12 protein-coding genes and 1 tRNA gene are annotated in these 12,504 nt (G+C 59.6%); 4 read left to right on the top strand and 9 right to left on the bottom strand.

Translation table 11 applies throughout. The annotated features are described in order from the left end of the window. Positions 1 to 30: 30 nt before the first annotated feature. The 6 genes from QFX16_RS12020 to QFX16_RS11995 all read right to left on the bottom strand — a co-directional run bounded on the left by QFX16_RS12020 (position 31) and on the right by QFX16_RS11995 (position 6,552). Positions 31 to 1,437 carry an ABC transporter substrate-binding protein gene (locus QFX16_RS12020; RefSeq protein WP_283184557.1) on the bottom strand — a complete coding sequence of 469 codons (1,407 nt, stop codon included), beginning with the start codon at positions 1,435 to 1,437 and terminating at the stop codon, positions 31 to 33. Positions 1,438 to 1,632: 195 nt separating this feature from the next. Next, positions 1,633 to 1,878, bottom strand: coding sequence for a 4Fe-4S dicluster domain-containing protein (locus QFX16_RS12015; protein ID WP_007946457.1), 246 nt, complete (start codon positions 1,876 to 1,878; stop codon positions 1,633 to 1,635). A 25-nt stretch (positions 1,879 to 1,903) separates the two neighbouring features. Then, a complete protein-coding gene (locus tag QFX16_RS12010; protein ID WP_283184074.1) occupies positions 1,904 to 3,634 on the bottom strand; it encodes a fumarate reductase/succinate dehydrogenase flavoprotein subunit in 1,731 nt (576 codons plus the stop codon). 11 nt (positions 3,635 to 3,645) lie between these two features. Further along, positions 3,646 to 4,398, bottom strand: a complete 753-nt coding sequence (locus tag QFX16_RS12005; RefSeq protein ID WP_283184073.1) for a GntR family transcriptional regulator — start codon at positions 4,396 to 4,398, stop codon at positions 3,646 to 3,648. A gap of 281 nt (positions 4,399 to 4,679) precedes the next feature. Then, the gene (locus QFX16_RS12000; RefSeq protein WP_283184072.1) at positions 4,680 to 5,648 is read right to left on the bottom strand and encodes a Gfo/Idh/MocA family protein; all 969 of its coding nucleotides are present in this window, start codon (positions 5,646 to 5,648) and stop codon (positions 4,680 to 4,682) included. Positions 5,649 to 5,664: 16 nt separating this feature from the next. Further along, positions 5,665 to 6,552 (bottom strand): Dyp-type peroxidase, encoded by an 888-nt coding sequence (locus QFX16_RS11995; RefSeq protein WP_283184071.1) that lies wholly within the window; start codon positions 6,550 to 6,552, stop codon positions 5,665 to 5,667. 185 nt (positions 6,553 to 6,737) lie between these two features. Here QFX16_RS11995 and QFX16_RS11990 point away from each other — a divergent pair, with 185 nt between their 5' ends. Together QFX16_RS11990 and QFX16_RS11985 are read left to right on the top strand one after the other, a co-directional pair. Further along, positions 6,738 to 8,363: an NADP-dependent glyceraldehyde-3-phosphate dehydrogenase gene (locus QFX16_RS11990; protein ID WP_283184070.1), complete on the top strand. Its 1,626-nt coding sequence runs from the start codon at positions 6,738 to 6,740 to the stop codon at positions 8,361 to 8,363. A gap of 47 nt (positions 8,364 to 8,410) precedes the next feature. Beyond that, positions 8,411 to 9,451 carry an FUSC family protein gene (locus QFX16_RS11985; RefSeq protein WP_283184069.1) on the top strand — a complete coding sequence of 347 codons (1,041 nt, stop codon included), beginning with the start codon at positions 8,411 to 8,413 and terminating at the stop codon, positions 9,449 to 9,451. Between the two features lie 14 nt (positions 9,452 to 9,465). Here QFX16_RS11985 and QFX16_RS11980 read toward each other — a convergent pair whose 3' ends face one another. Then, positions 9,466 to 10,362, bottom strand: coding sequence for a DMT family transporter (locus QFX16_RS11980; RefSeq protein WP_283184068.1), 897 nt, complete (start codon positions 10,360 to 10,362; stop codon positions 9,466 to 9,468). Positions 10,363 to 10,497: 135 nt separating this feature from the next. Between QFX16_RS11980 and QFX16_RS11975 the strand changes: the two genes are divergently transcribed. Next, the gene (locus tag QFX16_RS11975; protein WP_008155029.1) at positions 10,498 to 10,935 is read left to right on the top strand and encodes an Lrp/AsnC family transcriptional regulator; all 438 of its coding nucleotides are present in this window, start codon (positions 10,498 to 10,500) and stop codon (positions 10,933 to 10,935) included. Between the two features lie 65 nt (positions 10,936 to 11,000). Here the strand turns inward: QFX16_RS11975 and QFX16_RS11970 are convergent, their stop codons facing one another. Beyond that, entirely contained in the window at positions 11,001 to 11,672 is a 672-nt protein-coding gene (locus QFX16_RS11970; RefSeq protein ID WP_007898177.1) for a Bax inhibitor-1/YccA family protein, read from the bottom strand. 123 nt (positions 11,673 to 11,795) lie between these two features. Between QFX16_RS11970 and QFX16_RS11965 the strand changes: the two genes are divergently transcribed. Continuing rightward, positions 11,796 to 11,883: transfer RNA gene (locus tag QFX16_RS11965), tRNA-Ser, on the top strand. A gap of 199 nt (positions 11,884 to 12,082) precedes the next feature. Here the strand turns inward: QFX16_RS11965 and QFX16_RS11960 are convergent. After that, positions 12,083 to 12,460, bottom strand: coding sequence for a fe2+ zn2+ uptake regulation protein (locus QFX16_RS11960; protein ID WP_283184067.1), 378 nt, complete (start codon positions 12,458 to 12,460; stop codon positions 12,083 to 12,085). Positions 12,461 to 12,504: the final 44 nt, after the last annotated feature.

The following is a 12,504-nucleotide window of genomic DNA, read 5'->3' as shown; positions in this document are numbered from 1 at the left end:
GAGGGGTGGCTTTTGACTCCCCCCCACAACTCAGCGAGTGGCGACGGCTTGAGTCGTAGCGTCGGTAAAGTCGAACACCTTCCCACCCTGTGCCGTAGCAAATTGCTGAGCCTGACCTCTGAGCAGAAACGCACTCAGGCGCCCTTTCGCATCACTGGCAAACCACGCCTGATCCGCCAGTAACTTGATCCCGCTGTCACTCGCCTGGGCATACACCGCGCGGATGTTTTTGCCTTCCTGCTTCAGGCTGGCCAACGCGGTGAACGCCGACTCTGCCGAGGCGTACTGCCGAACCTTCGGCTCGCCACGCACCCAGATCTCCGCCACATGGCTGAAATCAGTGATGGCTTTGCCGCTAGACGCATCCACAGCCTTGAGCGGTGTCTGCCCGTAGTTGGCCAGTTGCGCGGTGTAGTCCAGGTTCGAGGCCTTGAACGCGGCGCGGATGTATTGGTCGTCGATGAAGGTATTGAGGTCCAACCCGCGATCAGCCTTCTTCAACAGCTTGAGCGTGTCGATGGCAGTCCCGACGGCCTGACGGTATTCCGGCTTCCAGCTCAGGTCGCGCGTTTGCACGCCCAGCGGACCGTGGAACAGGTAATTGACCTCGGCATCGACGCCGGTGACCTTGGCGATCAACTCGCTGTATTTCTCCGGCTCAGCTGCGAGCAACTGGTTGGCTTCAATGCTCGCCCGCAGGTAAGCCACGACGATTTCCGGGTACTTCTTCGCATAGGCCTGATCCACCAGCGCACCGTGGAAGGTCGGCGCATTGGCTTGGGCGCCGTCGTAAATCTTGCGAGCGAAACCACGGCTGGGGAACAGTTCGGCGAACGGCACGAAGTCGGCGTGGGCGTCGATCTTCCCGGCCTGCAGCGCAGAGCCGGCGACTTCCGGCGGCTGGGCGATGATGTTCACGTCTTTCAGCGGGTCCCAGCCTTGGGCCGCGACCGCCCGTAGCAACATGCCGTGCGCCGTCGAGGCAAACGGCACGGAAATGGTCTTGCCCTTGAGCTCCGCCAGCGACTGTACGTTCGAGGCACTCGGCACCACGATGCCGTTGCCGCTGCCCTTGATGCTGCCCGACAGCACGCTGATAAACAGGCTGTGCTTGCCCGCGGTTTCGAACGCCACACCGTTGAACGACCCGGGGAAATCGGCCATGGCGCCGAAGTCGAGTTTGCCGGCGACCATCTCGTTGGTCAGGGGCGCGCCGCTGGTGAAGTTCTTCCACTCCACCTCGTACTTGGCGTCTTTGTAGGGACCGTCGTGGGGCAAGTATTTGTCCAGCAAGCCCAGCTCGCGAATCAACAGACCGCCGGCGGCGCAGTTGATCGTGGTGTCCTGGGTGCCGATGGCAATGCGGATGGTTTCGGCCGACGCCGACAAGGTGAATGAAGCCAGTACCAGACCGGCGAACGCTGCACGCAGCAATATTGACAAAGACATAGGTAAATCCCCTCGAATCATTTTTAGGATGTTCGTCTCCGCCACGATCAGGGCGCGGTGGGAAACGAGGGGTGTTTTGAATCAGGCGTCCGGTGTTGCCGGATAGCTTTTACGGTGTTTGGGCTGGCCTCTTCACGAGCAAGTCGAATCGTCGCACCGCCGCTTCCACATTGGAACTGGGTTTCAGCGCAACAGGTATGGGATCTCGACCTTCACCGCCCCGGTCGGGCAGTCCTTTTCACACGGCATGCAGTACCAGCATTCGTCGAACGCCATGTAGGCTTTTTGCGTGGCCGGGTTGATCGCCAGCAGGTCCATCGGGCACACGTCGACGCACACGGTGCAGCCTTTGTGGGCAATGCAAAGGTCCTCATCGACCGTGACGGGCGCGTTGGAGCGGAAGAAGATTTCCTGGGGTTGATAGGCCATTTTGCGGTCTCTCTTGTTGTGTTGCTCAGGCAGCAAAGGCACCGACTCGCAGCCGGTCGTAGGCCTGCATTTCATCGGCATCCAGCGGGATGATGTAAGGCTCGACGGCTTTTTTGAAACTGGTCATCTGACCGTCGTCGCCCTTTTTCAGGTGGCAATGGCAGAACCAGTCGCTGTCGTTGCGTTGCGGGTGGTCGACCCGATAGTGGTAAAGCCCCCAGCGACTTTCGGCGCGGAACAGCGAAGCGCGGGCGGCCATTTCGGCACAGTCACGGATCATGCTGACTTCCATGGCGCGCATCAGTTCGTGGGCGTTGTGCGCCTTGATCTGATCGAGATCGCGCTGGACATCGCTGAAGCGTTGCAGGCCGATTTGCATCTTCTTGGTCACTTTCGGCGGTTGCAGGTAGTCGTTGACGAAGCGCCGCAGCTTGTACTCGACCTGGGCTGGCGGCAGACCGTGTTCGCGGTCCAGCGGCGCGTAGACCCGAGCTTTTTCCGTTTCGATCTGCTGGGCATCGACCGCTGTAAACTCGCGACCGGCGACAAAGTCCGCCGCGTTGGTGCCGGCAAACCAGCCGTAGGTGAACGCGCCGAGCATGTAGTTATGTGGCACCGCGGCCATGTCACCCGCCGAGTACAAACCCTTGACCGAGGTTTCGGCCTTCTCGTTGACCCACACGCCGGAGGCCGAGTGACCGCTGCAAAAACCGATTTCCGAGATGTGCATTTCGACCATTTGCGTGCGGTAGTCGGTGCCGCGATTGGAGTGGAACTGGCCGCGACTCGGGCGTTCGTTGCTGTGCAGGATCTCTTCGATGTTCTGGATGGTTTCCTCGGCCAGGTGATCGAGTTTGAGGAACACCGGGCCGTTGCCACTTTCGAGTTCCTGATGAAACTCCCACATCATCTGGCCGCTCCAGTAATCGCACTCGATGAAGCGTTCGCCCTTGTTGTTCGCGGTGTAGCCACCCAACGGACCGGTGACGTAGGCGCAGGCCGGGCCGTTGTAATCCTTGATCAGCGGGTTGATCTGGAAGCATTCCAGATTCGCCAGTTCTGCCCCGGCGTGATAGGCCATGGCGTAACCGTCGCCGGCGTTGGTCGGGTTTTCGTAGGTGCCCATCAGGTAACCCGAGGACGGCAAACCCAGACGCCCGGCGGCGCCGCAGCAGAGGATCACGGCTTTGGCCTTGATCGCGTGGAAGTCGGCGGTGCGGCAGTCGAACCCCATCACACCGTTGACTGCGCCCTCTTCGCCCGTCAGCAATCGTGTGCAGACCAGCCGGTTGGTGATGCTCACCCGCGCCCGTTTCAACTGGCGGTACAGGACTTTTTTGATGTCATGCCCTTCCGGCATCGGCAGCACGTAGGCGCCCATGTGGTGGACCTTTTTCACCGCGTAGTCGCCAGTCTCGTCCTTCTCGAACTTCACGCCCCAGCGGTCCAGTTGTGAGAGGGTTTCGAAGCTGTGGGTCGCGTAGGCATACACCGCCGCCTGATTGACGATGCCGTCGTTGGCGATGGTGATTTCCTTGGTGTACTGCTCCGGCGTCGAGTGACCGGGAATGATCGCGTTGTTCAGGCCGTCCATGCCCATGCTGATCGCGCCACTGCGTTTGACGTTGGCCTTGTCGATCAGCAGCACGCGCAAATCGCGGTTGCGCTCCTTGGCCTTGATCGCCGCCATCGGTCCAGCGGTGCCGCCGCCGATCACGACGATGTCGTATTCCTGTTCGAGCGTCTTTCTAGTCATTGAGCCGTGTGTCATGCCTGCGCCCCTTTTTGCCGGTCGATCCGCAGGCGGTACTGGAAGGCATCGCCGCGGTAGTAAAGGTGTTCGAAGTCCACGGGAACGCCTGCGGCGTCGTGGGTCAGGCGCTCGATGCGCATGATCGGCGAGCCGGGTTCGACGTTCAGCGCCTGGGTCAAGTCGCTGTCGGCCAGCACCGCGTCGATGGCCAGATCCGCGTGACCGAGGGCCAGGCCGCAGTCGTTTTCCAGGATCAGGAAAATGTCGCGAGTGACCAGATCGGCCTTCTCCAGACGCTCGCCGATGGCCTTGGGCAGGTAGGTGATCTCCAGGGAAATCGGCTCGCGGTTGATCAGCCGCACGCGTTTGATCTGCGCCACCGTCTCGCCTTCGGCGACGTGCAAGCGCTCGGCAACGAGTTTGTCGGCGGCAATGAATTTGAAGCTGCGCAGGCGGTTGATCACCTCGTAGCCGCGACCGGTCATGGACTCGGCAAGGCCTTGCAGGGTGCTGACGTTCTGGAAGGTTTTTGGCTTGGCGACGAAGGTGCCTTTGCCGTGGATCTTGAAGATCAGCCCTTCTTTCTGTAGATCCCCTAAGGCCTGGCGCACGGTGATGCGGCTGACTTTAAACAGCGCACCGAGTTCGCTTTCGGAAGGCATCTGGCTGTCTTGCGGGTATTCGCCGTCGAGGATGCGGGCGCGAAGCACATCCCGCAGTTGGGTGTGTAGCGGAACGCTACTGAGGGAGAGAACGTTATCGGTCATGGAAGATCACTTGTTATAACGAGTTATGACGTGATCTTAAAGTTCCAATGACAGGCTTGAGAAATACTGTTTGAGCATAAGGTTAGATTCGCCGCACGAGCACGATCCTTTGTAGCAGCTGCCGAGCAGCGCGAGGCTGCGTTCGGCTGCGAAGCAGTCGTGAAATCAGGTAGCGCGGTGTGTCAGGGTAATCTTGCATGCAGGGTTTACGACTGCTCCGCAGCCGAACGCAGCCTCGCGGTGCTCGGCAGCTGCTACATCGGCGGGGCATTCAGTGAGCGTTAGCGGCGCTTGAGGATCTGGTCCATCACCCAATCGGTCTTCAACGCTTGTTCGGCTACCGCCGGGTGCTGCGCTTCGCCACGGATGTGTGCGTTCATGCCGAGCACGTGATGCCACTGGATGTGGTCGTGGTTCTCGATGTGCAGGCTGAGTTTTTCATCGGCTTCAAGCTGAACCGGATGTTCATCGAATACGGAAAAGCTGATCCGGCCTTTGCTGCCGATCAGTGCGACCCGATCATCGCGGCGATCCGCGACGAAATTCCAGCAGCCCATACCCAGGGCGCCAGAAGCGAACCGCCAACTGGCGCTGACGGCATCCTCGGCGGCATACAAACCGGCCTGGTGCGCGGTAAACCCGGCGACTTCGACGATGTCACCGAGCAGGTACTGGAACAGGTCGAACCCATGACTGGCCAGGTCGGCGAAATAACCACCGCCAGCAATGGTCGGGTCGGTGCGCCAGTTATCTGTACCGCCAAGATCGGTCGGAGATGGCGCTTTGGTCAGGGTCCAGGTCAGGTGCCGGACCTCGCCGATCCGCCCTTCCTCCAGCCATTGCCGCACTTGCTGGAAGCGTGGAAGCGAACGTCGGTAGTAGGAAACAAACAGGTGCAGCCCGGCATCGTCAAAGACCTTCTGCATCTCACGGCTTTGCCCGGCATTCAACGACATCGGTTTTTCGACGCAGCAATGTTTGCCAGCGGCAGCCACCCTCAAGACGTAAGTGTGATGACTGTCAGGCGGCGTGGCGATGTACACCGCGTCCACCTCGGAATCATTGATCAGCGCTTCGACGTCAGTGTAGACCCGAGCGATGCCGTGGCGCGCGGCGTAATCCGTCACCGCCTCCAGACGCCGGCCCATCACCGCCACCAGCGCCGAGCCGGGTGCCTTGTAGAAGGCCGGCCCGCTCTTGCGTTCAGCGACGCTGCCACACCCGATCATGCCCCAGCGCACCACGTTCATACTCACTCCTTGATGTTTAGCCGATGCGCAGCGCGCGCAGGTCCAGATGACCGTCCTTGAGCGGCGGGCACCAATAGTAGCCGCCGGTGATCGGCCGGCTGATGCGGTACAAACCGTCGGTGATGCCGTCTTCCAGTCCGCTCATGCGGCGTAGTTGAGCTTCGAAGGCGTCGAGGGAGAAACCGAAGGCCAGGAACATCAGGCCGGCGCGATCGCCTTCGATCCAGGGCATGGAACGGCGCACCACGAAGGCCTCGGGGGCGAAGCTTTCCTGGGCGGTGCGTTTCACGTGAGCAGAGATCGGCGCGTCGTCAATCTCTTCGTTGTCGCTCAAACGACGGCCCATGATGTTGTCCTTCTCATGGGACGGCATCGCGTGGAAGCCCTTCAGGTCGTGCTGCCACTGCTGAATCGCAGCGAAACTGCCGCCGACCATTCCGTCAGCGCCGTCACTCACCAGCGCAGCGGCGACGGCGGCTTCGTCGTGAGGGTTTTCGGTGCCGTCTTCATAACCGGTCAGGTCGTGGCCGGTAAGGTGGCGGAAGGTTTCGTTCATCTGCACCAGGCGCAGGGCCGGGGCCAGCGCCGCTTCGATGGCGTTGCTGCGGTTGAGCAATTCGCCACGGTCGACACCGTGCAACCAGCACCAGAGCGCGTGCTGGGTCGACGGGTTGTCGACGCCGACACCGGTCAACGCTGGAAAGGCGCGCAGGCCTTCGATTTGCCCCTTGAGGGCCTTGACCAGGGATTCACCGAAACCGACCACTGCCGACTTCCCGTCCACCAGTCCCTTAAGATTCTCCAGCGCGGCCGGCAAGGCAGCGGCGGATTCGAGTGCGAAGAACATATGACGGGCTTGAGGCGGAACTGGGGTGGCGAGAATGCCCGGCTGGTAGTAACTCATATGAACTCCTTTAGAAAGAGCGCGAAGTTTAACCGCAGCATCGGCCGTTGTGTGTTCTCAGGTCAAAAGATCGCGGGATCATGAGATCGGCACTTAAAAAGTCGTGCCAATAAGGCGTATAACCTTTGAAGTGAATCTGAACGGCAAGCCGCCAGCGCATGGCTTACATCACATGGAGTAGCGACATGACCACAGCACACATCCTTGGCAACCTGTTTCCCGACTCCAGCGACATTCCGGAAAAATACCGACTCGACGGCCAGACCGAGCAACGTGAATACCTGGTCGACGGCGAGCTGAAAACCTGGTCAGGGCCCCTCGCCGAAGTCCGCAGCCCGGTGTACCTGACCGGCGAAAATGGCGACGAACAAGTGATCCTCGGCAGCACGCCGCTGCTCGATGCCGACACCGCATTGACCGCCCTCGACGCCGCCGTCCGTGCCTATGACCGGGGCCAGGGCCTATGGCCGACGATGCGGGTGGCCGAACGCATCCAGCACGTAGAAGCCTTCCTCGGACGCATGCGTGAACAGCGCGAAGCCGTGGTCAAGTTGCTGATGTGGGAAATCGGCAAGAACCTCAAGGACTCGGAGAAAGAGTTCGACCGCACCTGCGATTACATCGTCGACACCATCAACGCGCTCAAGGAACTCGACCGCCGCTCCAGTCGCTTCGAACTGGAACAGGACACCCTCGGCCAGATCCGCCGCGTACCGCTGGGTGTGGCGTTGTGCATGGGACCTTACAACTACCCGCTGAACGAAACCTTCACCACGCTGATCCCGGCGCTGATCATGGGCAACACCGTGGTGTTCAAACCGGCCAAGCTGGGTGTGCTGCTGATTCGTCCGTTGCTGGAAGCGTTCCGCGACAGCTTCCCGGCCGGGGTGATCAACGTGATCTACGGCAGTGGCCGCGAGACCGTCAGCGCGCTGATGGCCAGCGGCAAGATCGATATCTTTGCGTTTATCGGCACCAACAAAGCTGCCAGCGACCTGAAAAAACTGCATCCAAAGCCGCACCGCTTGCGCGCGGCGTTGGGCCTGGACGCGAAAAACCCCGGCATCGTGCTGCCTGAGGTGGATCTGGACAACGCGGTCAGCGAAGCACTTACCGGCTCGCTGTCGTTCAATGGTCAGCGTTGCACCGCGTTGAAAATCCTCTTCGTCCATGAAGACGTGGTCGACTCGTTCATCGAGAAATTCAACGCCAAACTCGCCAACCTCAGACCCGGCATGCCGTGGGACAGCGGTGTGGCGCTGACGCCGTTGCCCGAAGCGAGCAAAGTCGATTACCTGCACTCGCTGGTGGCGGATGCCGTGAGCAAAGGCGCCGCCGTGGTCAACCCAAATGGTGGTGAAGCCCGCGCTTCGTTCTTCTACCCCGCCGTGCTGTACCCGGTAACGCCGCAAATGCGCGTCTATCAGGAAGAACAGTTCGGCCCGGTCGTGCCGATCGTGCCTTACCGGCATCTGGACACGGTGATCGATTACGTCCTGGAATCGGACTTCGGCCAGCAGCTGAGTATCTTCGGCACCAACCCGGTGGCGGTCGGCCGGCTGGTGGACACCTTCGCCAACCAGGTCGGCCGGATCAACCTCAACGCCCAGTGCCAGCGCGGCCCGGACACCTTCCCGTTCAACGGCCGCAAGAACTCCGCCGAAGGCACGCTGTCGGTGCATGATGCGTTGCGGGTGTTCTCGATCCGGACACTGGTGGCGACCAAGTTCCAGGAAACCAACAAAGAACTCATCAGCGAGATCATCAGCGGACGCAGTTCGAGCTTCCTGAGCACCGATTACATCTTCTGAGGAGACCGAGCCTGAGCACATTCAGAGCCCATCGACTGCCACCGCTAATGCGCCGACTGCTGCGTCCTTTGCTGGACCCGTACCGGCGCTATCGCCACGCCAGAGTGATCCACGCGGTACGTGTGTCGCTGGGGTTGCTGGCAACGATCCTGCTGACCACCGGCATCAATCTGCCCCACGGTGAGTGGGCGTCGGTGACGATGCTGGTGGTGATTGGCGGTTTGCAGCACCACGGCAACATCGGCAAAAAAGCCGCCGAACGCGCCATCGGCACCTTGATCGGAGCCGGCGTCGGCTTGCTGCTGGTGGCGCAACAGGCCTGGCTGGGGATGCCGTGGCTGACCTATTTCGCGATGGCCGTGGTCTGCGGGTTCTTCTCGTACCACGCCATCGGCAAGGGCGGTTACACCGCGTTGCTCTCGGCGATTACCGTGTTTATCGTCGCGGGGCATGGCGACAATCCGATCACCGACGGGTTGTGGCGTGGGGTGGACATCCTGATCGGCATCGCCCTGGCCCTGGCGTTTTCTTTCGCCTTGCCGCTCTACGCGGTTTATTCCTGGCGCTACAACCTGGCCGATGCCTTGCGCGACTGCGCGACGATCTACGGGCGCATCATCAATGGCCAATCGGTCACCGATGACGAACACCATAAACTGGTGGGCCGCCTGAACACGGTGATGGTGCAACTGCGCTCGTTGATGCCGTCGGTGTCCAAGGAAGTACGGATCTCCATGACCGAACTCGATGCCATTCAGCGCCACTTGCGGATGTGCGTCAGCACCCTGGAAATCCTCGGCAACACCCGACCGGATGCCAGTGACCCGGACGCCATGGCCCATCTGCAATCGGCCTTGAAAGCCGAACATCGGTTGATTCGGGTGCAACTGATCGGTATGGCCCGGGCGCTGAAATCCGGTGCGTCCCAGCGGCTCAGTCGGCCCGTCGAACTGCCGTCGGATTCAAGCCTGACCGCGCCGGTTTACAATCAGCTGGACGGCTATCGGTTATTGGTCCGGCAATTAGCCGCCAACATCGACGAGATGCGCCAGCGCCTGGCCAAGACAGCACCGCGCTGGAACATGTGACGTTTCTTTACGGCTTACTGCGTCGTCACCGTCTGACGAAACTTAAGGCTCCAACCTTGTTGCATGCCGGCAGCGGCCAACAGAATCGCGGCAACACCGATCCATTGCAGCGGTTCCAGGCGATGGCCGAAGGCAAACCAGTCAACGAAAATCGCCGCAATCGGGTAGATGAAGGACAACGCACCGGTCAGTGCCGTCGGCAGTTTTTGAATCGCGCCGTAGAGCAGCACGTACATCACGCCGGTGTGGACAATGCCCAGGGTGACCAGACTGGCCCACGCGCTCGGCGCTTGCGGCAGTGCCGAAAAGTGCGCGAATGGCGCGAGTAACAGCACGCCGGTGGTGACCTGGACCAACGCGATCAGATGCGGCGGTGTGCCGGTCAGTCGTTTGATGATCAACGCGGCAATCGCGTAAAGGAATGCCGCCCCCAGCGCCAGAGCGATGCCTATCAGGTAATCATTGCCGCTCTCGCCCTGCCCGCCATGTGCGCTGACAATCGCCAGCATCCCGAGAAACGAAATGCCCAGCCAAAACAGTTTCTGCAGGGTGATTTTCTCGTTGAGGAACAACGCGGCCAACCCCACCAGCATGAACGGTTGAACGTTGTATACCGCGGTGCCGATGGCAATCGAGGCGCGGGAGTAAGAAGCAAACAACAGCACCCAGTTGCCGACAATCGCCACGCCGCTGAGCACGGCCAGCAAGAAGGTGGTGCGGGTCAGAATGCCGGGGCGCAGGAAGCCGAATGCCGCGCAGATCAGCAACAACGTGCCGGCGCCGAACACGCAACGCCAGAACACTACGTCCAGCACCGGTTGCCCGGACACCAGCACGAACCAGCCGATGGTCCCGGAAATCAGCATGGCGGCGGTCATTTCGAATGACCCGTGACGTATTGTTTTGTCCATCATCAGACTCCTGTGTTTGAGCCCAAAGTATGCCAATCCGCCGAGGAGCTTCTCCAGCGCAAAAAGCAGGCTAAACTCGAAATCTGCCTTTTTTATCAAGGCGGTTTGAATTTTTTGCCTAATAGGGGTTTCGCCATGACCGACGATATCGACCAAGTGCTGATCACGGCATTGATGGAAGACTCACGCCGCTCGCTCAAGGCTCTGGCGCAAATCAGCGGCCTGTCTTCGCCCAGCGTCGCCGAGCGTTTGCGCCGCCTCGAAGAGCGTGGTGTGCTCAAGGGTTACACCGTCGAGATCGACCCCAAATGCTTTGGCTATCAACTCCAGGCCATCGTCCGTATTCGTCCGCTGCCAGGCCAGTTGCAGGAAGTGGAACGGCAGATTCAGGCCATCCCGGAGTTCACGGAGTGCGACAAAGTCACCGGCGACGACTGTTTCATCGCCCGCCTGCATGTGCGTTCGATGGAACAACTGGACACCCTGCTCGATCGTCTAAACACCCACGCCGAAACCAACACTGCAATCGTCAAGAAAACCCCGGTCAAGCGCCGCTTGCCACCGATGGCGTGACCCTTAACTCAAATCGCAGGCAAGAAAAAACCCGCCGAAGCGGGTTTTTTCCTCAAGGCTGACGATTAGTCATCGCGGCTCATGATGCCGAACAGCTGCAACAAGCTGACGAACAGGTTGTAGATCGATACATACAGGCTAATGGTCGCCATGATGTAGTTGCGCTCGCCGCCGTGAATGATGGCGCTGGTCTGGAACAGAATGCAGACCGAGGAGAACAGCACGAAACCTGCGCTGATCGCCAGTTGCAGACCGCTGATCTGAAAGAACAGGCTCGCCAGCGTCGCACCCAGCAGCACGAAGAAGCCTGCAGTGATGAAACCACCCAGGAAGCTCATGTCCTTGCGGGTAATCAGCACATAAGCCGACAGACCGCCGAACACCAGCGCAGTCATCGCGAAGGCCGAACTGACCACCTCGGCGCCGCCCTGCATACCCAGGTAACGGTTGAGGATCGGGCCGAGCAGGAAACCCATGAAACCGGTCAGGGCAAATGCCGACACCAGCCCCCAGGCCGAATCACGGAGTTTGTTGGTGAGGAAGAAAAGGCCGTAGAAACCGATCAGCACCACGAAAATATTCGGGTAGCCGACACGCATCTGCTGCGCGACAAACGCCATCACGCCGCTGAATGCGAGGGTGAGAGCGAGTAAGCCGTAAGTGTTGCGCAGGACGCGGCTAACCTCTAGCTGCTCAGCCTGCACGCTGTTATTAACTGCGTAATCCTGTTCGCGCATGGCGATACTCCTGTTGGTTTGAAACGTTCAGTCGCAAAGATCATAACAGACGCTCTGTAACAAGCCATGCAGAGAGTTTGACAGTGTGTTTCATTCAGGTATTATGGCGCCCGCAACGCAAACGGAGGTGTGGCCGAGTGGTTTAAGGCAACGGTCTTGAAAACCGTCGACTGTAACAGGTCCATGAGTTCGAATCCCATCGCCTCCGCCATATTTGTACCGATAAAGCCCTGATTATTCAGGGCTTTGTCGTTTCTGGGGTTTAGTGAGAATCCACCAGCCCATACCTTGACCCGTAGCTTTCGTTGGTTATACGCGGAACACGAAAGAACTGAAGGTTTAGCCAATCTGTTGCATCGACCGGTTGAATCCACAGCCAAAAACGGCCAGTGATGAGGCACCTTAGGCCTTCAACGACCGGAGTGCTGTTCCAGTATTGCGCAGGCTTCGGTGGTAAAGATGTATCTCTTGTCTGGTTGAAAAAGGATTACACCTTCATCACATAGGCGTTTGAGCACTTCACGCACACAAATGAACGACAACTCGGCAGCAAATGATTCCAGGTAGGCATGCACGTCGCGCGCATTGATGGAACGTCCATCTCTGGCGGCGACCAGCAAGGCCTCGATAACTTTCAAGCGGATCAAGCTGGTGCGCAGTCCGTAGTAACGCAGCAACTCACGGATATGTTTATTTGTGCCGCGATCTGACTCGGATGCTCGTTGAGTTGCCGCTCTCTGGAATTGCAATTGCGTAACGGGGGGTGCCGATGCTGAGTGGTTGTACATGCGAATACTCCTTTTCAGAAATGTACGGTTTGCAAAGATTCTTC

Origin of the sequence: Pseudomonas svalbardensis (assembly GCF_030053115.1) — a bacterium.
GTDB lineage: Bacteria > Pseudomonadota > Gammaproteobacteria > Pseudomonadales > Pseudomonadaceae > Aquipseudomonas > Aquipseudomonas svalbardensis.
Note: the sequence above shows the minus strand (reverse complement) of the source record. Positions and strands in the feature narration are given on the sequence as shown.